We start from the raw sequence: 19,863 nt of genomic DNA, 5'->3' as shown, positions 1-19,863 counted from the left end.
CCGCCGAGCGTGGCCTGCAGCACTGGCACGGCGTGGTCGATGCCCATATCAACCTGCCGGCACGCGCCGCGCTGGACGTCGGCCGCAGCGGCCCGATGAATTTCGCCGCGCTGGACATGCTGCGCCGCCTGGAAAATGGCCAGCAGCCTGCCATCGAGGCCTACAAGGTCGGCGAGCGCTGGCTGGCCTACAGCGCCGCGCCGTTGCGCGCCGCCGGCAGCAACCAGCTGCAGGGCACCCTGCTGTTGGTGGTCGATCTCGAACGTCTGCTCGGCGCCCTCCCGGCCATGCCGGAGGAGGCCGGGCAAGTCCAGCTCAGCCAGAAATTCGGCAATAGCGCCGCGCAGATCCTGCTGCAGCGCGGCACCGCCGGCGATGCGCAGGCACTGCGCTTCGACACGGGCAACCCCAACTGGCAACTCGACTTCATACCGGGGCCGACCAACAGTGGCCTGCCCGTCTCGCCCGTAATACTGGCCATCGCCGCCCTGCTGGCACTGGCCGGTGCACTGCTCGGCCTGGTACTGACCCGCAACCACCTGCTCGGCCGCCTGCGTGATGACGTACAGCAACTGGCCGGCATGGTTCAGGAGCTTTCCAGCGGCAAGTCGGTCAAAGCCTTCAGCCTGCAGTTCGCCGCCCTCGACGGGCTGGCGCAGAGCCTCGCGCGGATTCCGCGCGCCAAACAAGAAGCCTCAAGACATGAGGCCGGCAGTACCCCGATCACTGCCCCCGCAGCGGTATCCAAGCCTACGCAGTTGGCGGACCCGCTGTTCCAGGCCACCGATATCCTCGATATCGACATTCTCGACGAAGACCAGGATCTCCTGGGATTGGAGCAACCCCTCATGGATAGCAACGTGCAGAACGTACAGACCCCACCGAAACTTCCCGCCAGCATCTTCCGCGCCTACGACATCCGCGGCGTGGTTGGAGATACCCTTACCCCGGAGGCCGCCTACTGGATCGGCCGCGCCATCGGTTCGGAGAGCCTGGCACAGGGCGAACCCTGCGTCGCCGTCGGGCGCGATGGCCGCCTGTCCGGGCCGCAGCTGGTACAACAGCTGATCCAGGGCCTGCTGGACTGCGGCTGCCAGGTCACCGACATCGGCATGGTGCCGACTCCGGTGCTGTACTTTGCGACTAACGTATTGGAGGGTAAGTCAGGGGTGATGCTCACCGGCAGTCACAACCCGCCGGACTACAACGGCTTCAAGATCGTCATCGCCGGCGACACCCAGGCCAATGAGCAGATCCAGGCGCTGAAAACCCGCATCGACAACAACGACCTGGCCAGCGGCGTGGGCAGCGTCGAGCAGATCGACATTCTCGACCGCTACTTCAAGCAGATCCGTGACGACATCGCCATGGCCAAACCGATCAAGGTCGTGGTCGACTGCGGTAACGGCGTGGCCGGGGTAATCGCGCCCCGACTGATCGAGGCGCTGGGCTGCAGCGTGATCCCGCTGTTCTGCGAGGTGGATGGCAACTTCCCCAACCACCACCCAGACCCGGGCAAACCGGAGAACCTGAAAGACCTGATCGCCCGCGTGAAAAGCGAAGGCGCCGACCTGGGCCTGGCCTTCGACGGCGACGGCGACCGCGTCGGCGTGGTGACCAATACCGGCACCATCGTCTACCCGGACCGCCTGATGATGCTGTTCGCCAAGGACGTGGTGTCGCGCAACCCGGGCGCCGACATCATCTATGACGTCAAGTGCACCCGCCGCCTCGGCGCGCTGATCAGCGGCTACGGTGGCCGCCCGGTGATGTGGAAGACCGGCCACTCGCTGATCAAGAAGAAGATGAAGGAAACCGGTGCCCTGCTGGCCGGCGAGATGAGCGGCCACGTGTTCTTTAAGGAGCGCTGGTTCGGTTTCGACGACGGCATCTACAGCGCCGCACGCCTGCTGGAAATCCTCAGCCAGGATCGCCGCGATGCCGAGCATGTGTTCTCCGCCTTCCCGCTGGATATCTCGACACCGGAGATCAACGTTACCGTCACCGACGAGAGCAAGTTCCGCCTGATCGACCGCCTGCAGCGCGACGGCGTATGGGGCGAAGCCAACCTGACCACCCTGGACGGCGTGCGTGTCGACTATCCCAAGGGCTGGGGTCTGGTGCGCGCCTCTAACACCACGCCGGTGCTGGTGCTGCGCTTCGAGGCGGAGACCGAAGAAGAACTCACACGCATCAAGGAAGTCTTCCGCGCTCAGCTGTACAACGTCGCCCCCGACCTCAACCTGCCGTTCTGATTCGCTTTCGGAGTCCGTTTCACCATGACCCTCAATCGTGATGCCGCCGTCCAAGTCGCCAAGGTCCTGTCCGAAGCGCTGCCCTATATCCGTCGCTTCGTCGGCAAGACCCTAGTGATCAAGTACGGCGGCAACGCCATGGAAAGCGACGAGCTGAAGGAAGGCTTCGCCCGCAACATCGTGCTGATGAAGGCGGTTGGCATCAATCCGGTGGTGGTGCATGGCGGCGGCCCGCAGATCGGCGATCTGCTGAAGAGACTCAGCATCGAAAGCCACTTCATCGATGGCATGCGCGTCACCGACGCGCAGACCATGGACGTGGTGGAGATGGTCCTCGGCGGCCAGGTCAACAAGGACATCGTCAACCTGATCAATCGCCATGGCGGCAGCGCTATCGGCCTGACCGGCAAGGACGCCGGGCTGATCCGCGCGCGCAAGCTAACCGTGACCCGTCAAACACCGGAGATGACCCAGCCGGAAATCATCGACATCGGCCATGTGGGTGAAGTGACCGGGGTGAATACCGAGCTGCTGAACATGCTGGTCAAGGGTGACTTCATACCGGTGATCGCACCAATTGGCGTGGGCGCCGATGGCGAGTCCTACAACATCAACGCCGACCTGGTGGCGGGCAAGGTGGCCGAGGCGCTAAAGGCCGAGAAGCTGATGCTGCTGACCAACATCGCGGGCCTGATGGACAAGCAGGGCGAGGTGCTGACCGGCCTGACCACCGAGCAGGTGGATGGGCTGATCGCCGACGGCACGATCTATGGTGGCATGCTGCCGAAGATCCGCTGCGCCCTGGAGGCCGTGCAAGGCGGCGTGACCAGCGCACACATCATCGATGGTCGCGTGCCGAATGCGGTGTTGCTGGAAATCTTCACCGATAGCGGCGTCGGCACCCTGATCACCAATCGCAAGCGCCATCACTGATGGCGTTGCGCGGCGGGATCACTCGCCGCGCAGTTCCACCAAGCGCGCACGATCGGCGGCAAAGGAGGCCTCGGCTTCCTTGCGGCTGGCCTGGTAGCGCTGAATATCCTTCTCGACCCCCAGCTGTTCGGTTTTGATGTTGTCAATTTGTACCAACAAGTGCTCCGGCACTTGACCGCCTGATCTCTCGAATTCCGCTGCCTTGGCCTGCAGATTCGCCTGTTGCGTCCGCAGCGAATGGAGGTTGCTCTGTGCAACGCTGATCAGCCCATCCAACTCGGCCAACTTGCGCTCAAGAGCCCGATCGACATCCGCAGGCTCGGAGTAGATACGCAGCAACTGAGCATCAGAGCTGGCCTTGGCCTTCTCCTCAGCCTGTCGCTGGCGCTCTTCCAGGCTGGGAGCCGGGGGTACAACTCGCACTACTCGTCCTTTGTCATTGAGCACTTCATAGCCCCGAGAAACGTACTCGGGCGGCACCCCCAGGCGGTCTAGCACCACACGTCCATTCTTATCCGTGTAACGGTAAAGCTCGGTGGGTACGGACGTCTTTTCTTGAGACGGCTGGGCTGCAAGGGCGGAAACTGCAGTTACTGAGAGGAGCAACGAGCCGAGAACCAACTGTCTGAGCATGTAAGACACCTGTGCTATTGGACTAGATGCCGTACTGCGCGCGGTAGGCCTCCACCGCCGGCAGGTGTTTCTTCAGCTCGGCATCGCCCGCCAGATAATCCAGCACCTGCTCCAGCGACACAATACTGATCACCGGCATGCCGTAGTCGCGCTCCACTTCCTGAATCGCCGACAGCTCACCCTGGCCGCGCTCCTGGCGGTTCAGCGCGATCAGCACGCCAGCGGCCTGAGCGCCCTGGCCCTGGATGATCTGCATCACTTCGCGGATCGCGGTGCCGGCGGTAATCACGTCGTCGACGATCATCACCCGCCCGGCCAGCGGTGCGCCCACCAGGGTACCGCCTTCGCCATGATCCTTGGCTTCCTTGCGGTTGAAACACCAGGGCAGGTCGCGACCATGCTGCTCGGCCAGCGACACGGCAGTAGCGGCCGCCAGCGGGATGCCCTTGTAGGCCGGGCCGAACAGCACATCGAAGTCGACACCGGCCTCCATCAGTGCGGACGCATAGAAACGTCCGAGCTTGGCCAGCGCCAGGCCGCTGTTGAACAGGCCGGCATTGAAGAAGTAGGGGCTGGTGCGCCCGGACTTGAGGGTGAACTCACCGAAACGCAGCACGCCGCGTTCGATGGCAAAACGGATGAATTCGCGTTGATACGCCTGCATGCAAAGCTCCGTACGGCACGGATTTACTAGGGTCTGCTGGCGTTTTTTTCACGAGCCGCATTGCCGCGTCAAATGGCGCCAGGCTAGGCGCGGGGCGCAGGCAATGGCGATCCATTGGCAAGTCCCGCAACAACGCATGGCGCCATTTGACGCGCAACCCGCAGGGACGGGCCGGTTTTTTGCACGGCGCGTCGTTGCTCGACGACTCATTTGGGCGACCAAACTTCGTGTCTCGCGCCTAGCTCCGTGAAAAAACCAGCTGCGTCGCGGCCGCGAAAAAACGCGAACAGACCCTATGAATTTAGCTAATGGGAATGAGCTCGGGTATCATACACGCAGGTGTTTTTGGGGGCCATTTATGCGGATCATCAGTGTGAACGTGAATGGTATTCAGGCCGCGGTCGAGCGAGGTTTGCTCAGCTGGCTGCAGGCCCAGAATGCCGACGTGATCTGCCTGCAGGATACAAGAGTCTCCTCCTTCGAACTGGACGATCCGGCCTATCAGCTGGATGGCTACTTTCTCTATGCAGCCGATGCCGAAGTGCCTGCCCAGGGTGGCGTCGCGCTCTACTCGCGCCTGCAACCCAAGGCAGTGATCCACGGCCTCGGCTTCGAGATGGCCGACCGTTACGGACGTTATCTGCAGGCCGATTTCGACAAGGTGAGCATCGCCACCCTGTTGCTGCCGTCCGGCCAGGGCGGCGACGAGAGCCTGAACCACAAGTTCAAGTTCATCGACGACTTTACCGGCTACCTGGACAAACAGCGGCGCAAGCGTCGCGAGTACATCTACTGCGGTTCGCTGTATGTCGCGCACCAGAAGCTGGATGTGAAGAACTGGCGCGACAGCCAGCAGCTGCCGGGCTTCCTCGCGCCGGAACGCGCCTGGCTGGACGAAGTGATCGGCACCATGGGCTATGTCGATGCCCTGCGCGAAGTCAGCCGCGAGGGTGACCAGTACAGCTGGTGGCCGGATAGCGAGCAGGCGGAGATGCTCAACCTCGGCTGGCGCTTCGACTATCAGTTGCTCACGCCCGGCATGCGCCGCATCGTGCGCAACGCCAAGCTGCCACGTCAGCCGCGCTTCTCCCAGCACGCACCGCTGATCGTTGACTACGACTGGCTGCTCAGCGTCTAAGCAGCCAGCTCGCCCCATGGCCTCAGGCGCGCAACGCGCCCCAGGCCTTGCCCGCCACGCTCACCAGCACCAGCACCAGCGCTCCTACCAGCACGCCGAACACGGCATCGATCAGTGTCGGCGCCAGCACGGCCAGCACGCCACCCACCGCCGCAATTGCGCCGACAGCCTCGACCCAGTGATGGATCAGCTCGTGAGCGCCTGGGATGCCATGGGTCAGGATGCCGCCGCCGACCATGAACATGGCCGCAGTGCCGACCACCGAGAGCAGCTTCATCAACCAGGGCGCCAGCCATAGAATGCCGCGCCCCAGGCTCTGCGCTGCGGCGCTGGCTCGCTGGCTGAGGTACAGGCCGGCGTCATCCAGCTTGACGATGCCGGCCACCAGGCCGTACACGCCGACGGTCATCAGCAGCGCGATGCCGGACAGCACCATGACCTGCTGCATGAAGGCCTGCTCGGCCACCACGCCCAGAGTAATGGCGATGATCTCGGCAGACAGGATGAAGTCAGTGCGCACCGCACCCTTGATCTTGTCCTTCTCGAACGCCTGGATGTCCACCGCCGGATCATTCAACGCCTTTACGTGCTCGGCATGGTGCTGCTGATCCTCCTCCTGGCTGTGGAGGAACTTGTGCGCCAGCTTCTCGAAGCCCTCGAAGCAGAGAAAGGCACCACCGAGCATCAGTAGCGGCGTCACCAGCCAGGGCGCGAAGGCGCTGATCAGCAGCGCGGCCGGCACCAGAATCAGCTTGTTGATCAGCGATCCCTTGGCCACCGCCCAGACCACCGGCAATTCGCGCTCGGCCTTGACCCCGGTGACCTGCTGGGCATTCAGCGCCAGATCATCGCCGAGCACACCGGCGGTCTTCTTCGCCGCGACCTTGGTCATCACCGAGACGTCATCCAGCACGCTGGCGATATCATCGAGCAGAGTTAACAGACTGGCTCCAGCCACTTCCGATTTCCTTATGTGAGTGGTTACAGAAAAAGGCCCCGCAAGCGGGGCCTTCGCATTACTTGATTAGCCGCCAACACAACGGGTAGCGGTAGGAGCGGCCTTCGTTGGCCTTGATCCCGGCAATGATGGTCAGTACCAGCGCCGCCAGACCAAGCAAGGGCAGCAGCAGGAAGCCGATGACCACCACGGCCAGCAGCATGCACACCAGCGCGGCGATGGAGACGGTGATGTGGAAGTTCAGCGCCTCCTTGCCCTGCTCATCGACGAAGGGGTCGAAGTCGCGCTTGAGCTGCCAGACCACCAGCGGGCCGAGCAGGTTGCCAAAATGAATCAGCAAGCCGGCAAAGGCCGCAAAGTGGCAGAACATCGCCCATTGACGGGCTTCCGGGCTCGGGGTGGGGCTGAGGTTCTGCTCTTCCATGGGGCTCTCCGCGGGTAGGGGAATTCAGTCGGCCAGGGCGGCACGCTGCAGCTCGAACAGCTCGCGCACGCCCTGCTGGGCCAGTGCCAGCATGGCATTCAGCTCTTCCGGCTGGAAGGGGGCGCCTTCGGCGGTGCCCTGCACTTCGATGAAGCCACCGGCGTCGGTCATCACCACGTTGAGGTCGGTCTCGGCAGCCGAGTCCTCCAGGTAGTCCAGGTCCAGTACCGGCTCGCCCTGGTAGATGCCCACGGACACGGCAGCGACCATCTGCTTGAGCGGCTCACCCTTGAGCGCGCCGCGCTTCTTCAGCACCTTCAGCGCGTCGACCAGCGCCACCATGGCGCCGGTGATGGAGGCGGTGCGCGTACCGCCGTCGGCCTGGATCACATCGCAGTCGATGTAGATGGTGTTTTCGCCCAGCTTGCTCATGTCCAGCGCAGCGCGCAGCGAGCGACCGATCAGACGCTGGATCTCCAGGGTCCGACCACCCTGCTTGCCGCGGCTGGCTTCACGGGCATTACGCTCACCAGTGGCACGCGGCAGCATGCCGTACTCGGCGGTCAGCCAGCCCTGGCCCTGGCCCTTGAGGAAGCGCGGTACACCAGCCTCGACGCTGGCCGTGCAGATGACCTTGGTATCGCCGAACTCGACCAGCACCGAACCCTCGGCGTGCTTGGTGTAGTTGCGAGTGATGCGCACGGAACGCAACTGGGTGGAAGCACGGCCGCTGGGACGTTTCATCTGCTGATACCTGTAGAAAACGGAAATCTCGGGCGCCGGGCGCCCAAACCTGCCGGCATTATAGGGCCGCCATGGGCGGCGCGACACGCCAGATTGGGCCAGTGGTCGCACTGCGCTACAATCCCGCGCCTCATTCGTCATTCCACGAGGTTCCCCCATGGTGCACAGCATGACCGCCTTCGCCCGCGTCGAGTCGGCCGCGGCACACGGCACCCTGAGCTGGGAGCTGCGCTCGGTCAACCACCGCTACCTGGAGCCGCACCTGCGCCTGCCGGAAGCCTTCCGCGACCTCGAAGGCGCGGTGCGCGAAGCCCTGCGCCAGGGCCTGTCACGCGGTAAGGTCGAGTGCACCCTGCGCTTCGCCGAGGAGAGCACCAGCTCCCGCCTGCAGATCGACAGTGAGCGCGCGCGCCAGCTGATCGATGCCGCCGAGCAGGTGGCCGCGCTGATCCGCCAGCCGGCACCGCTCAATCCCCTGGAAGTGCTGGCCTGGCCGGGCGTGCTGGTGGCCGACGCGGCCGACCCGCAGGCGCTCAACGCCGCCGCCCTGCAGCTGTTCGAGCAGGCCCTGGGCGAGCTGAAGAACGGCCGCGCCCGCGAAGGGGCCGAGCTGGCCAAGCTGCTCAACGAGCGCCTGGACAACATCCTCGAGGAAGTCGCCACCCTGCGCGTGCTGATCCCGGAGATGCTGGGCAACCAGCGGCAGAAGATCGAGGCACGCTTCGCCGAACTGCAGGCCGAACTGGACCCGCAGCGTCTGGAGCAGGAATTGGTGCTGTTGGCGCAGAAAAGCGACGTGGCCGAGGAACTGGACCGCCTGAGCACGCACGTCACCGAGGTGCGCCGCGTGCTCAAGGCCGGCGGCGCCGCCGGCCGGCGCCTGGACTTCCTCATGCAGGAACTCAATCGCGAGGCCAATACCCTCGGCTCCAAGGCCTTCGACCCGCGCAGCACCCAGGCCGCCGTCAACCTCAAGGTCCTGATCGAGCAGATGCGCGAACAGGTCCAGAACATCGAATAAACCGCTAGGCTTGAGCCAATGCCTCACCAGGACAGCAAGATGACCGTCACCACCGGCACCCTCTACATCGTTTCCGCGCCGTCCGGCGCCGGCAAGACCAGCCTGGTCAAGGCCCTGCTCGACAGCGAGTCACGCATTCGCGTATCCGTCTCGCACACCACCCGCGCCATGCGTCCGGGCGAGGTCGACGGGGTCAACTACCACTTCGTCAGCCGCGAAATCTTTGGCGCCATGGTCGAGCGCGGCGAGTTCCTTGAGCACGCGCAGGTGTTCGACAACTTCTACGGCACCTCGCAGACGTGGATCGAGCAGACCCTGGCCGAAGGCTTCGACCTGATCCTCGAGATCGACTGGCAGGGCGCCCAGCAGGTGCGCCACCTGATGCCGCAGGCCAAGTCGATCTTCATCCTGCCGCCGACCCAGGAAGCGCTGCGCCACCGCCTGACCAACCGCGGCCAGGACAGCGGCGAGATCATCGAACGACGCATGCGCGACGCGGTCAGCGAGATGAGCCACTACGTGGAATACGATTATCTGGTGATCAACGACGATTTCGCCCACGCACTGGACGATCTCAAGGCGATTTTCCGTGCCAACCAGCTGCACGCCGAGCAGCAGGCCAAACGCCATGCCGGCCTGCTGGGTGAACTGCTGGCCTGACAGACTGCCGAAAAGCCTTCCCTTAATGCTGGTGATTTTTTAGACTATTCAGTCCGCTCGCCCATCCGGGCCCAGCCTTATTTGCTATTTGCCACGAGGAACACCATGGCCCGCGTTACCGTTGAAGACTGCCTGGAGAACGTAGACAACCGCTTCGAGCTGGTCATGCTGGCCACCAAGCGCTCCCGTCAACTGGCCACCGGCGGCAAGGAGCCGAAGGTCGCCTGGGAGAACGACAAGCCGACCGTAGTCGCCCTGCGTGAAATCGCCGCCGGCCTGGTCGATGCCGAGTACGTCGCTCAGGAAGACCTGGTCGAAGAAGAGCCGCTGTTCGCCGCCGCCTTCGAGGAAGAGGCCAACGAGCCTCTGTAAGCCCATGCCTGGTCGAAGTCTCGCGGCACCGGGTTCAATACCAGCACGGCAGGGGGTAAGCCCATGCCGAGCATAGACACCCTCGCCGAACGACTCTCGACCTACCTGGCCGCGGACCAGGTCAATCTGGTCCGCCGCGCCTACTTCTACGCCGAGCAGGCCCACGACGGGCAGCGCCGCCGCAGCGGAGAAGCCTACGTCACCCACCCCCTCGCGGTTGCCAATATCCTCGCCGACATGCACATGGACCATCAGAGCCTGATGGCCGCCATGCTGCACGACGTGATCGAGGACACCGGCATCGCCAAGGAAGCCCTGCACGCCCAGTTCGGCGAAACCGTCGCGGAACTGGTCGACGGGGTCAGCAAGCTGACCCAGATGGACTTCCAGACCAAGGCCGAGGCCCAGGCCGAGAACTTCCAGAAGATGGCCATGGCCATGGCGCGCGACATCCGCGTGATCCTGGTCAAGCTGGCCGACCGCCTGCACAACATGCGCACCCTGGAAGTGCTGGCCGGCGAGAAGCGTCGGCGCATCGCCAAGGAAACCCTGGAAATCTACGCCCCCATCGCCAACCGGCTGGGCATGCACAGCATGCGCGTGGAGTTCGAGGACCTCGGCTTCAAGGCCATGTACCCGATGCGTTCCGAGCGCATCCGCACGGCGGTCAAGCGCGCCCGCGGCAACCGCAAGGAAATCGTCAACAAGATCGAGGAGTCGATCACCGCCTGCCTGCAACGCGAAGGCATGCAGGGCGAGGTGATCGGGCGCGAGAAGCACCTCTACAGCATCTACAAGAAGATGCGCGGCAAGCGCCGGGCGTTCAACGAGATCATGGACGTCTACGCCTTCCGCATCGTGGTCGACAAGGTCGACACCTGCTACCGCGTGCTCGGCGCCGTGCACAACCTGTACAAACCGCTGCCCGGCCGCTTCAAGGACTACATCGCGATTCCCAAGGCCAACGGCTACCAGTCGCTGCACACCACCCTGTTCGGCATGCACGGCGTCCCCATCGAGATCCAGATCCGCACGCGCGAGATGGAAGAGCTGGCCAACAACGGCATCGCCGCGCACTGGCTGTACAAGTCCGCCGAGGACGAGCAGCCCAAGGGCAGCCACGCCCGCGCCCGCCAGTGGGTCAAGGGCATCCTCGAACTGCAGCAGCGCGCCGGCAACTCGCTGGAATTCATCGAGAGCGTGAAGATCGACCTGTTCCCGGACGAGGTCTACGTGTTCACGCCCAAGGGCCGCATCATGGAGCTGCCGAAAGGCTCCACGGCGGTCGACTTCGCCTACGCGGTGCACACCGATGTCGGCAACAGTTGCATCGCCTGCCGCATCAACCGCCGCCTGGCGCCGCTGTCACAGGCCCTGGAGAGCGGCTCGACGGTGGAGATCGTCACCGCCCCCGGCGCGCGACCGAACCCGGCCTGGCTCAACTTCGTGGTTACCGGCAAGGCACGCACCCATATCCGCCATGCGCTCAAGCTGCAGCGCCGTTCGGAGTCGATCAGCCTCGGCGAGCGCCTGCTGAACAAGACCCTCACCGGTTTCGACAGCCACCTGGAGAAGATCGCCCCGGAGCGTATCCAGGCCGTGCTGGGCGAATACCGCCTGGATGTGCTCGAGGACCTACTGGAAGACATCGGCCTGGGCAACCGCATGGCCTACGTGGTGGCGCGCCGCCTGCTGGCCGAAAGTGGCGAGACCGCACCGAGCTACGATGGCCCGCTGGCCATCCGCGGTACCGAAGGCCTGGTGCTCAGCTACGCCAAGTGCTGCACACCGATCCCCGGCGACCCGATCGTCGGCCACTTGTCCGCCGGCAAGGGCATGGTGGTGCACCTGGACAGCTGCAGGAACATCGCCGACATCCGCCACAACCCGGAGAAGTGCATCCCGCTCAACTGGGCCAAGGATGTCGCCGGCGAATTCAACGTCGAACTGCGCGTCGAGCTGGAACACCAGCGCGGCCTGATTGCCCTGCTCGCCAGCAGCGTCAACGCCGCCGACGGCAACATCGAGAAGATCGGCATGGACGAGCGCGACGGCCGCATCAGCGTGGTCCAGCTGGTCATCAGCGTGCATGACCGCGTGCATCTCGCGCGCGTCATCAAGAAGCTGCGCGCCCTCAAGGGCGTGATCCGCATTACCCGCATGCGCGCCTAGGGCGCGCGGCCCCAACAAGAAAGCCTATTGGAGTTGTCCATGAGCAAGACCGTCATCACTTCGCCCAACGCCCCGGCTGCCATCGGCACCTATTCCCAGGCCATCAAGGCCGGCAACACCGTGTACCTGTCCGGCCAAATCCCGCTGGACCCGAAGACCATGGAGCTGGTGCAGGGCTTCGAGGAGCAGACCGTGCAGGTGTTCGAGAACCTCAAGGCAGTGATCGAGGCCGCCGGCGGCTCGTTCAAGGACGTGGTCAAGCTGAACATCTTCCTCACCGACCTGTCGCACTTCGCCAAGGTCAACGAGGTCATGGGCCGCTACTTCGAGCAGCCTTACCCGGCCCGTGCCGCCATTGGCGTGGCCGCCCTGCCGCGCGGCGCGCAGGTGGAAATGGACGGCATCCTGGTCATCGAATAAGCCCCATGCGCCACCTGCTCCCTCTCCTGGCTGCTGCCCTGCTGAGCGGCTGCGCGGGTTCCGCCAACCCGGACGGTACCTGGATCAACCAGTCGATCATCGACGCCGCCCGCCAGGGTGGCCCGCTGCGCGAGGCATTGCTGGCCTACGGCCCCAACCTCGAGTGGCAGCTGGATAGTCGCCAGGGGCTGGCCACCTACAGCAACGGTTTCGAGGCGCCGCAGGGCCGGCTCGGGAGCAATGCGGAGCGCCAGTGGCGCGTCGACTACCCAGGCGATCACCACGAAGTGCTGACCCTGCAGGGTCAGCAGCTGGTGCAGCAGGCCAGCGCCCAGGGCCCGGAACAGCACTTCGCCCGCCCGACCCGAGCGGTCGAGGCCGGGGCACCCATCGGCAGCAGCTTCGAGTGGGCACTGTACGACGCCTACCTGGGCGGCGAATGGAAGATCCGCAAGGGTGTCGGCGACGGCGGCCTGGTGCTGTTTCACCCGGACGGCCGCCTGGAGGGCCTGCCCGGTGCCGAGCGCTATGCGTTGTGCCTGGCCGGTGACTGTGCGGCGATGACCGGTGAGCACGACAGCCTTTGGCTGCAGCTGGGCCAGCAGGGCGCACCCTGGCTGTTCGAGCGTGACGGCGACGAGCTGCGCATCTTCCAGGCAATCAACCGCGCCACCGTGGATGAAGTGCCCGACCTGCACCCCGGGCGCCTGGCCTGGCTGCTGGAGCGCGATTGATGCCGCGCGCCCTGTTCCTGCTCTGCCTGCTGCTGGCGAGCCTGTCGGCACAGGCCGAACAGCGCCATTACGACGACAGCGGCCGCTACCTGGGACGCACCGACGACGCTGGCCGCGCCTATGACAGCTCCGGGCGCTACACCGGGCGCACCGACGCCGACGGCCGTCAGTACGACGCCTCCGGACGCTACACCGGCCGCACCGATGCCGACGGCCGCCGCTATGACGACAGCGGCCGCTATCTCGGGCGCCAGGATGAGGATGGACGGCGCTACGACGACTCCGGGCGCTACCAGGGCCGCACCGATCCGGACGGCCGCCACTACGACGACAGCGGCCGCTACGACGGACGCAGCGACGACTGAGCGTCCGCCAGCACCGCCGCATAGCCTTCGCGATAGCTGGGGTATTGCGGCGCCCAGCCCAATGCGCGGGCCCGGGCGTTGCTGCAGCGCTTGCTGCCGGCACGGCGCACACTGCTCTGCTCGGCCCAATGGGTCACGCCCAACTGCTCGCGCAGCCACCCCACCACCTCATGCAGCGGCGCCGGCGCATCGTCCACGCCCATGTAGCAGTCGGCCAGCGGCGTGCCGGCGGCATCGGCCTGCAGCAGGAAGGCCAGCAGGCCCGCCGCATCGTCGGCATGAATGCGATTGCCATACAGCGGCGGTTCGCTGGCGACCCGGTACCCCTGGCGCACCTGGTTGAGCAGCCACTGGCGACCGGGACCGTAGATGCCGGTCAGGCGTACCAGGGTCGTCGGCAGGCCGCTGTCCAGCGCCAGCTGCTCGGCCTCGCGCATCACCCGGCCCGAGTAGCTGCTGGCCTCGGCCGGCGAATGCTCGTCGACCCATTCACCGTCCGCCTGGGCATATACCCCGCTGCTGGAGACGAACAGCAGACGCTGCGGGCGCTGGCCGCGCTCGGACAACCAGGCCAGTACATGGCGCAGCCCCTCGACATAGGCGCTGCGGTAGCCGGCTTCGTCGTGCTGGCTGGCCGCCACGCAATACACCAGATAGTCGAGCTGCCCCTGCGGCCACGCCAGCGGGCAGACCGGCTGCTGCAGGTCGCCCGCCACCGGCAGCACACCAGCCGGCAACTGCGCGACATCACGCCGCAGGCCATACAAGGTCCAGCCGGTAGACTCGAGGCTGCGCGCCAGGCGGCTGCCGACATCGCCGCAACCAGCAATCATGAGGGTCTTGGACATGAAAAGGTTCTACCTTTCTAGAGCATGAGGATAGCCGCCCGACCTGGGTGGCATGGGGAGGTGAAGTTACAGTGTTTCTTTCCTAAACAAGAATTACTTGCAATAATACAGAACATTTTGCACGCAGGGTTCCACTTCCCTCGTCCAATGCTTCCTCACTTCAGGTCCGGCCAGCATGAATTCTAACGCCCTCCGCACCCTCAATTGCCTTCCACTGATAACCCTGGCATTGAGCCTGCTGCTGCCGCTGGGCGCGCATGCCGAGCTGCAGGCACCGGGTACACCGACAGCCGTTTCCGCCCCCTCGTCGGGCGGCGCCCCTGTCGAGCCGGTCGGCGGCGCGCTGGCGCCAACCACTGCAGTGGTAACCCATCCTCAGGCGCAAGCCCTCAAGGCCAGGCTGGATGCCCTGGGCGAGCCGGCCAGCATGGAGCAGATCGAAGCCGTGCGGCAGGCATTCCTGCAACAGAACGGTATCGCTGGCGCAGACGCCGAGCAGCTGCTGGCTGCCGTGCAGGCACTGCAGGCCGAGGACCCGATGGTGGACGAGGTGGCACACGACCTGTCGCCCTGGGGCATGTACCAGAACGCTGATCGGGTGGTGAAGGCGGTCATGATTGGCCTGGTTCTGGCCTCGATCCTGACCTGGACCGTGGGGATCGCCAAAGGCCTGGAGCTGATCGTCGCCCGCCGCCGCCTGCAGCGCGAATTGCCAGACCTCAGGGGCGCGCGCAGCCTTAATCAGGCCGCCGAGCAGGCCCGCGCTCGACACAGTCTTAGCGCCCGACTGATCGAGGACGCCCGCGATGAGTTGCGCCTGTCTGCCGGCTGCAGGGACAAGGAAGGCATCAAGGAGCGCGTCAGCTTCCGCCTCGAACGCCTGGTCGCCGCCAGCGGCCGCGGCATGAGCCAGGGCACCGGCGTACTGGCCACGATCGGCTCCACCGCACCCTTCGTCGGCCTGTTCGGCACCGTCTGGGGCATCATGAACAGCTTCATCGGCATCGCCGAATCGCAGACCACCAACCTCGCCGTGGTCGCCCCGGGCATCGCCGAGGCCCTGCTGGCCACCGGCCTGGGCCTGGTCGCAGCAATCCCGGCGGTGGTCATCTACAACGTCTTCGCCCGCTCCATCACCGGCTACAAGGCACAGGTCGCCGACGCCTCCGCACAGGTTCTGCTGCTGGTCAGCCGCGATCTCGACCAGCCCGCCACCGAGCGCACCCAGGCGCCGATCGCCAAGGTGGTATGACCCATGGGGCTGCATCTGCATGAGGGCGGTGACGACCTTCAGGAAAACCACGAGATCAACGTCACGCCCTTCATCGACGTGATGCTGGTGCTGCTGATCATCTTCATGGTCGCCGCGCCGCTGGCCACGGTAGACGTCAAGGTCGACCTGCCGGCCTCCACTGCCAAGCCGGTACCACGCCCGGACCAGCCGGTGTACCTGAGCATCAAGGAAGACACCAGCCTCTATCTGGACAACCAGCAGATCGACCCGACCCAGCTTGGCGCGGCGCTGGACCGACTGACCGCCGGCGACAAGCAGAAGACCATCTTCGTCCGAGGCGACAAGGGCGTGGACTATGCCGACCTGATGAGCGTGATGGATAACCTGCGTGGCGCCGGTTACCTGAAGATCGGCCTGGTCGGCCTGGAAACGGTCGGCAAGCAATGAGTCCGGCGCGTCGCCTGCCACTATGGGCCCTCAGCCTGCTCGCCGTGCTCGGCCTGCATGCCGGCCTCTACTACCTGGCCCTGCTGTGGAAGCCGGCGCTCACGCCGGTCCTGCTGGAACCGGCGGCGATGCTGATCGAACTGGAGCCGGTGGTCGCCCCGCCACAGCCGACACCGCCGCAACCCGTGGCAGAGCCGGAACCGGAGCCCATCCCCGAGGTGGTCGAGGCGCCAGAGCCCAAGCTGGCCATCGTCAAGCCCAAGCCGCAGGTCAAACCCAAGCCACAGCCGCCCAAGCCGGAGGTCAAACCGCAGCCGGAGACGCCCAAGGTGGCCAGCCAGGAGACCAGCGCGGCGCCAGTGCGCGCGCCGGTGCAGCAGCAGACCAGCCAGGGCGAGATCGACCGCGAACGCGCCCTGTGGATGGCCAAACTGCAGGCTTACCTGAGCAAGCGCCTGCACTACCCGGACCGTGAGCGGCGCTTCAACCGACCCGGCAGCAAGCATGCGCTGCTGGTCAACTTCACCATCGATGCCCAGGGCCGCATTCTCGCCAGCGAAGTGAAGCAGTCCACCGCGCGCAGCTCCTTCGACCGTGACGTGCAGCGCCAGCTGCGCAAGGCAAGCCCGGTACCGCCGCCACCGGCCAAGGTGCTGAGCGGCAACCGCATGACCATCGATTACCCGCTGAACTTCACCCTCACCCGCTGAACGCCGGGCGCATCGTTGCATGCGCCTTGGTTCCATTGAATACAGTCGCTATGCTTGCCGGCATCTCAATGGAATTTACCTATGACCCTCACCGAGCTGCGTTACATCGTCACCCTCGCCCAGGAACAGCATTTCGGCCGCGCCGCCGAGCGTTGCCACGTCAGCCAGCCGACCCTGTCGGTGGGGGTGAAGAAACTGGAAGACGAGCTCGGCGTGCTGATCTTCGAGCGCAGCAAGAGCGCGGTGCGCCTGACCCCGGTCGGCGAAGGCATCGTCACCCAGGCGCAGAAGGTGCTGGAGCAGGCCCAGGGCATCCGCGAACTGGCCCAGGCCGGCAAGAATCAGCTGACCGCGCCGCTGAAGATCGGCGCCATCTACACGGTCGGTCCCTACCTGTTCCCGCACCTGATTCCCCAGCTGCACCGGGTTGCGCCGCAGATGCCGCTGTACATCGAGGAAAACTTCACCCATATCCTGCGCGACAAGCTGCGCACGGGTGAGCTGGACGCGATCATCATCGCCCTGCCCTTCCAGGAAGCCGACGTGCTCACCAAGCCGCTGTACGACGAGCCGTTCTTCGCCCTGCTGCCGGCCGGCCACCCCTGGGCCGCACGCGAGAGCATCGACACCGAGCTGCTCAACGACAAGAGCCTGCTGCTGCTCGGCGAGGGCCACTGCTTCCGCGACCAGGTGCTGGAAGCCTGCCCGAGCCTGCGCAAGGGCGGCGAGGACGCGGCCAAGCACACCACGGTGGAATCCAGCTCGCTGGAGACCATCCGCCACATGGTCGCCTCGGGCCTGGGCATCTCGATCCTGCCGTTCTCCGCAGTGGACAGCCACCACTACGCCCCCGGCGTGATCGAGGTGCGCCCGCTGACGCCGCCGGCGCCGTTCCGCACCGTCGCCATTGCCTGGCGCGCCAGCTTCCCGCGGCCCAAGGCCATCGAAGTGCTGGCCGACTCGATCCGCCTGTGCTCGGTGGCGCGCCCGCAGGGTGATGCCCTGCCGGCATGACCGAGCTGGCTCAGGTCCCGGTCACCGCGCTGAAGGGCGTGGGTGACGCGCTGGCCGAGAAACTCGCCAAGGTCGGCCTGGAGACCCTGCAGGACGTATTGTTCCACCTGCCGCTGCGTTACCAGGACCGCACCCGCATCACCCCTATCGGCGCCCTGCGCCCGGGGCAGGACGCGGTGGTCGAGGGCGTGGTGGCCGGCGCCGACGTGGCCATGGGCCGCCGGCGCAGCCTGCTGGTGCGCCTGCAGGATGGCACCGGCACCCTGTCCCTGCGCTTCTTCCATTTCAGCCAGGCGCAGAAGGACGGCCTCAAGCGCGGCACCGCGCTGCGCTGCTACGGCGAGATTCGCCCCGGCGCTACCGGCCTGGAGATCTACCACCCGGAATACCGCGCGCAGAGTGGCGACCAGCCGGCCCCGGTGGAACAGACCCTGACGCCCATCTACCCGACCACCGAGGGCCTGACCCAGCAGCGCCTGCGCCAGCTCAGCCAGCAGGCCCTGGCTCGTCTCGGCCCGCACAGCCTGCCGGACTGGTTGCCGGCCGAGCTGGCCCGCGACTACCAACTCGGCGCGCTGGACGAGGCGCTGCGCTACCTGCATCGCCCACCGCCGGATGCCGACCTCGACGAGCTGGCCGAGGGCCGCCACTGGGCCCAGCACCGCCTGGCCTTCGAGGAGTTGCTGACCCACCAGCTGTCGTTGCAGCGCCTGCGCGAGCAGGTGCGCGCGCAGCAGGCGCCGGTCCTGCCGAAGGCGCAGACGCTGCCGCAGCGCTTCCTGGCCAACCTCGGCTTCGCGCCCACCGGCGCACAGCTGCGCGTGGGCGCCGAGATCGCCTATGACCTCAGCCAGAGCGAGCCGATGCTGCGCCTGGTACAGGGTGACGTGGGCGCGGGCAAGACCGTGGTGGCGGCACTCGCCGCCTTGCAGGCGCTGGAGGCCGGCTACCAGGTGGCGCTGATGGCGCCCACCGAGATCCTGGCCGAGCAGCACTTCCTCAATTTCAGCAAGTGGCTGCAGCCACTCGGCCTGGAGGTCGCCTGGCTGGCTGGCAAGCTCAAGGGCAAGGCCCGCGCGGCGGCCCTGGAGCAGATCGCCGGCGGTTGCCCGATGGTGGTCGGTACCCACGCACTGTTCCAGGACGAAGTGCGCTTCCAGAAGCTGGCCCTGGTGATCATCGACGAACAGCACCGCTTCGGCGTGCAGCAGCGCCTGGCACTGCGGCAGAAGGGCATCGACGGGCGCCTGTGCCCGCACCAGCTGATCATGACCGCCACGCCCATCCCGCGCACCCTGGCGATGAGCGCCTACGCCGACCTCGACACCTCGATCCTCGACGAGCTGCCGCCCGGACGTACCCCGGTGAACACGGTGCTGGTCGCCGACAGTCGCCGTCTCGAGGTGGTCGAGCGGGTTCGCGCCGCCTGCCGCGAGGGGCGCCAGGCCTACTGGGTGTGTACCCTGATCGAGGAATCCGAGGAACTCACCTGCCAGGCCGCCGAGACCAGCTTCGAGGAGCTCTCCGCGGCGCTGGGCGAGCTGCGCGTCGGCCTGATCCACGGGCGCATGAAGCCGGCCGAGAAGGCCGCGGTGATGGACCAGTTCAAGCGCGGCGAGCTGCAGCTGCTGGTGGCCACGACCGTCATCGAAGTGGGCGTCGACGTGCCCAACGCCAGCCTGATGATCATCGAGAACCCCGAGCGCCTGGGCCTGGCCCAGCTGCACCAGCTGCGCGGGCGAGTCGGTCGCGGCAGCGCCGCCAGCCACTGCGTGCTGCTCTACCACGCGCCGCTGTCGCAGCTCGGTCGCGAGCGCCTGGGGATCATGCGCGAGACCTGCGACGGCTTCGTGATTGCCGAAAAGGATCTCGAGCTGCGCGGCCCCGGCGAGATGCTCGGCACCCGCCAGACCGGCCTGCTGCAGTTCAAGGTCGCCGACCTGATGCGCGATGCCGACCTGCTACCGGCCGTGCGTGAAGCCGCTCAGGAGTTGCTGGCGCACTGGCCACAGCACGTCGCCCCATTGCTCGAACGCTGGTTGCGCCACGGCCAGCAGTACGGACAAGTGTGACGCAGCTCACAGACAGCCGTTGGTCGCCCGTCCGGCGGCCAAGCG

21 protein-coding genes are annotated in these 19,863 nt (G+C 65.8%); 15 read left to right on the top strand and 6 right to left on the bottom strand.

Going from position 1 to position 19,863, the window contains the following annotated elements:
- Window positions 1-848 precede the first annotated feature (848 nt).
- Together algC and argB are read left to right on the top strand one after the other, a co-directional pair.
- On the top strand, window positions 849-2,255 hold the full coding sequence (algC, locus tag ACOAPY_RS01690) for a phosphomannomutase/phosphoglucomutase (RefSeq protein WP_465156680.1): 1,407 nt from the start codon (window positions 849-851) through the stop codon (window positions 2,253-2,255).
- Between the two features lie 24 nt (window positions 2,256-2,279).
- A complete protein-coding gene (argB, locus tag ACOAPY_RS01685; protein ID WP_465154803.1) occupies window positions 2,280-3,188 on the top strand; it encodes an acetylglutamate kinase in 909 nt (302 codons plus the stop codon).
- Between the two features lie 18 nt (window positions 3,189-3,206).
- Here the strand turns inward: argB and ACOAPY_RS01680 are convergent, their stop codons facing one another.
- Complete coding sequence (locus ACOAPY_RS01680; RefSeq protein ID WP_465154802.1) at window positions 3,207-3,821, bottom strand: DUF4124 domain-containing protein; 615 nt, start codon at window positions 3,819-3,821, stop codon at window positions 3,207-3,209.
- 22 nt (window positions 3,822-3,843) lie between these two features.
- Window positions 3,844-4,485 carry an orotate phosphoribosyltransferase gene (pyrE, locus tag ACOAPY_RS01675; protein ID WP_021702016.1) on the bottom strand — a complete coding sequence of 214 codons (642 nt, stop codon included), beginning with the start codon at window positions 4,483-4,485 and terminating at the stop codon, window positions 3,844-3,846.
- Between the two features lie 358 nt (window positions 4,486-4,843).
- On the opposite strand from pyrE, the gene ACOAPY_RS01670 reads away from it, so the two are divergent.
- On the top strand, window positions 4,844-5,623 hold the full coding sequence (locus ACOAPY_RS01670; protein WP_061902694.1) for an exodeoxyribonuclease III: 780 nt from the start codon (window positions 4,844-4,846) through the stop codon (window positions 5,621-5,623).
- A 22-nt stretch (window positions 5,624-5,645) separates the two neighbouring features.
- On the opposite strand, the gene ACOAPY_RS01665 is transcribed toward ACOAPY_RS01670, so the two are convergent.
- The 3 genes from ACOAPY_RS01665 to rph are packed head-to-tail and all read right to left on the bottom strand — an operon-like array spanning window position 5,646 to window position 7,749.
- Window positions 5,646-6,581: a DUF808 domain-containing protein gene (locus tag ACOAPY_RS01665; protein WP_076423690.1), complete on the bottom strand. Its 936-nt coding sequence runs from the start codon at window positions 6,579-6,581 to the stop codon at window positions 5,646-5,648.
- A gap of 58 nt (window positions 6,582-6,639) precedes the next feature.
- Window positions 6,640-7,005: a DUF4870 domain-containing protein gene (locus ACOAPY_RS01660; RefSeq protein ID WP_465154801.1), complete on the bottom strand. Its 366-nt coding sequence runs from the start codon at window positions 7,003-7,005 to the stop codon at window positions 6,640-6,642.
- Between the two features lie 24 nt (window positions 7,006-7,029).
- Window positions 7,030-7,749, bottom strand: coding sequence for a ribonuclease PH (gene rph, locus ACOAPY_RS01655; protein WP_465154800.1), 720 nt, complete (start codon window positions 7,747-7,749; stop codon window positions 7,030-7,032).
- Between the two features lie 157 nt (window positions 7,750-7,906).
- Between rph and ACOAPY_RS01650 the strand changes: the two genes are divergently transcribed.
- The 7 genes from ACOAPY_RS01650 to ACOAPY_RS01620 all read left to right on the top strand — a co-directional run bounded on the left by ACOAPY_RS01650 (window position 7,907) and on the right by ACOAPY_RS01620 (window position 13,493).
- On the top strand, window positions 7,907-8,770 hold the full coding sequence (locus ACOAPY_RS01650) for a YicC/YloC family endoribonuclease (RefSeq protein ID WP_203789360.1): 864 nt from the start codon (window positions 7,907-7,909) through the stop codon (window positions 8,768-8,770).
- 39 nt (window positions 8,771-8,809) lie between these two features.
- Entirely contained in the window at window positions 8,810-9,430 is a 621-nt protein-coding gene (gmk, locus tag ACOAPY_RS01645) for a guanylate kinase (protein ID WP_021702010.1), read from the top strand.
- 105 nt (window positions 9,431-9,535) lie between these two features.
- A complete protein-coding gene (rpoZ, locus tag ACOAPY_RS01640) occupies window positions 9,536-9,802 on the top strand; it encodes a DNA-directed RNA polymerase subunit omega (protein ID WP_076582113.1) in 267 nt (88 codons plus the stop codon).
- Between the two features lie 63 nt (window positions 9,803-9,865).
- On the top strand, window positions 9,866-11,974 hold the full coding sequence (spoT, locus tag ACOAPY_RS01635) for a bifunctional GTP diphosphokinase/guanosine-3',5'-bis pyrophosphate 3'-pyrophosphohydrolase (protein WP_076423686.1): 2,109 nt from the start codon (window positions 9,866-9,868) through the stop codon (window positions 11,972-11,974).
- Window positions 11,975-12,013: 39 nt separating this feature from the next.
- Window positions 12,014-12,394: a RidA family protein gene (locus tag ACOAPY_RS01630; RefSeq protein ID WP_021702007.1), complete on the top strand. Its 381-nt coding sequence runs from the start codon at window positions 12,014-12,016 to the stop codon at window positions 12,392-12,394.
- Between the two features lie 5 nt (window positions 12,395-12,399).
- Window positions 12,400-13,128 carry a hypothetical protein gene (locus ACOAPY_RS01625; protein ID WP_465154799.1) on the top strand — a complete coding sequence of 243 codons (729 nt, stop codon included), beginning with the start codon at window positions 12,400-12,402 and terminating at the stop codon, window positions 13,126-13,128.
- The gene (locus ACOAPY_RS01620) at window positions 13,128-13,493 is read left to right on the top strand and encodes a hypothetical protein (RefSeq protein WP_465154798.1); all 366 of its coding nucleotides are present in this window, start codon (window positions 13,128-13,130) and stop codon (window positions 13,491-13,493) included. The genes ACOAPY_RS01625 and ACOAPY_RS01620 overlap by 1 nt, the downstream gene beginning before the upstream one ends.
- Here ACOAPY_RS01620 and ACOAPY_RS01615 read toward each other — a convergent pair.
- The gene (locus tag ACOAPY_RS01615; protein ID WP_465154797.1) at window positions 13,469-14,341 is read right to left on the bottom strand and encodes an SDR family oxidoreductase; all 873 of its coding nucleotides are present in this window, start codon (window positions 14,339-14,341) and stop codon (window positions 13,469-13,471) included. The two genes, ACOAPY_RS01620 and ACOAPY_RS01615, sit on opposite strands and share 25 nt — an antisense overlap.
- 175 nt (window positions 14,342-14,516) lie before the next feature.
- Here ACOAPY_RS01615 and exbB point away from each other — a divergent pair, with 175 nt between their 5' ends.
- From exbB to recG, 5 genes are all read left to right on the top strand, one after another.
- Window positions 14,517-15,593, top strand: a complete 1,077-nt coding sequence (exbB, locus tag ACOAPY_RS01610) for a tonB-system energizer ExbB (RefSeq protein ID WP_465154796.1) — start codon at window positions 14,517-14,519, stop codon at window positions 15,591-15,593.
- A gap of 3 nt (window positions 15,594-15,596) precedes the next feature.
- Window positions 15,597-16,022 carry a TonB system transport protein ExbD gene (gene exbD / locus ACOAPY_RS01605; protein ID WP_076582100.1) on the top strand — a complete coding sequence of 142 codons (426 nt, stop codon included), beginning with the start codon at window positions 15,597-15,599 and terminating at the stop codon, window positions 16,020-16,022.
- The gene (locus ACOAPY_RS01600) at window positions 16,019-16,732 is read left to right on the top strand and encodes an energy transducer TonB family protein (RefSeq protein WP_465154795.1); all 714 of its coding nucleotides are present in this window, start codon (window positions 16,019-16,021) and stop codon (window positions 16,730-16,732) included. Before exbD ends, ACOAPY_RS01600 begins: the two co-directional genes overlap by 4 nt.
- Before the next feature lie 81 nt (window positions 16,733-16,813).
- Entirely contained in the window at window positions 16,814-17,746 is a 933-nt protein-coding gene (locus tag ACOAPY_RS01595) for a hydrogen peroxide-inducible genes activator (protein ID WP_465154794.1), read from the top strand.
- Window positions 17,743-19,818, top strand: coding sequence for an ATP-dependent DNA helicase RecG (recG, locus tag ACOAPY_RS01590; protein ID WP_465154793.1), 2,076 nt, complete (start codon window positions 17,743-17,745; stop codon window positions 19,816-19,818). Before ACOAPY_RS01595 ends, recG begins: the two co-directional genes overlap by 4 nt.
- Window positions 19,819-19,863: the final 45 nt, after the last annotated feature.

The sequence above is a fragment of the Pseudomonas stagnisoli genome, from assembly GCF_048595745.1.
GTDB lineage: Bacteria > Pseudomonadota > Gammaproteobacteria > Pseudomonadales > Pseudomonadaceae > Aquipseudomonas > Aquipseudomonas alcaligenes_A.
The sequence above is the reverse complement of the archived record's forward strand: the minus strand, read 5'-3'. Positions and strand labels throughout refer to the sequence as shown.

Coding starts and splice junctions, on each gene's coding strand:
- spoT (WP_076423686.1), top strand. CDS start 9,866: ATGCCGAGCATAGACACCCTCGCCGAACGACTCTCGACCTACCTGGCC.
- rph (WP_465154800.1), bottom strand. CDS start 7,749: ATGAAACGTCCCAGCGGCCGTGCTTCCACCCAGTTGCGTTCCGTGCGC.
- exbB (WP_465154796.1), top strand. CDS start 14,517: ATGAATTCTAACGCCCTCCGCACCCTCAATTGCCTTCCACTGATAACC.
- ACOAPY_RS01615 (WP_465154797.1), bottom strand. CDS start 14,341: ATGTCCAAGACCCTCATGATTGCTGGTTGCGGCGATGTCGGCAGCCGC.
- ACOAPY_RS01680 (WP_465154802.1), bottom strand. CDS start 3,821: ATGCTCAGACAGTTGGTTCTCGGCTCGTTGCTCCTCTCAGTAACTGCA.
- ACOAPY_RS01660 (WP_465154801.1), bottom strand. CDS start 7,005: ATGGAAGAGCAGAACCTCAGCCCCACCCCGAGCCCGGAAGCCCGTCAA.
- exbD (WP_076582100.1), top strand. CDS start 15,597: ATGGGGCTGCATCTGCATGAGGGCGGTGACGACCTTCAGGAAAACCAC.
- algC (WP_465156680.1), top strand. CDS start 849: ATGGATAGCAACGTGCAGAACGTACAGACCCCACCGAAACTTCCCGCC.
- gmk (WP_021702010.1), top strand. CDS start 8,810: ATGACCGTCACCACCGGCACCCTCTACATCGTTTCCGCGCCGTCCGGC.
- ACOAPY_RS01625 (WP_465154799.1), top strand. CDS start 12,400: ATGCGCCACCTGCTCCCTCTCCTGGCTGCTGCCCTGCTGAGCGGCTGC.
- pyrE (WP_021702016.1), bottom strand. CDS start 4,485: ATGCAGGCGTATCAACGCGAATTCATCCGTTTTGCCATCGAACGCGGC.
- ACOAPY_RS01595 (WP_465154794.1), top strand. CDS start 16,814: ATGACCCTCACCGAGCTGCGTTACATCGTCACCCTCGCCCAGGAACAG.
- ACOAPY_RS01630 (WP_021702007.1), top strand. CDS start 12,014: ATGAGCAAGACCGTCATCACTTCGCCCAACGCCCCGGCTGCCATCGGC.
- argB (WP_465154803.1), top strand. CDS start 2,280: ATGACCCTCAATCGTGATGCCGCCGTCCAAGTCGCCAAGGTCCTGTCC.
- recG (WP_465154793.1), top strand. CDS start 17,743: ATGACCGAGCTGGCTCAGGTCCCGGTCACCGCGCTGAAGGGCGTGGGT.
- ACOAPY_RS01600 (WP_465154795.1), top strand. CDS start 16,019: ATGAGTCCGGCGCGTCGCCTGCCACTATGGGCCCTCAGCCTGCTCGCC.
- ACOAPY_RS01620 (WP_465154798.1), top strand. CDS start 13,128: ATGCCGCGCGCCCTGTTCCTGCTCTGCCTGCTGCTGGCGAGCCTGTCG.
- rpoZ (WP_076582113.1), top strand. CDS start 9,536: ATGGCCCGCGTTACCGTTGAAGACTGCCTGGAGAACGTAGACAACCGC.
- ACOAPY_RS01650 (WP_203789360.1), top strand. CDS start 7,907: ATGGTGCACAGCATGACCGCCTTCGCCCGCGTCGAGTCGGCCGCGGCA.
- ACOAPY_RS01670 (WP_061902694.1), top strand. CDS start 4,844: ATGCGGATCATCAGTGTGAACGTGAATGGTATTCAGGCCGCGGTCGAG.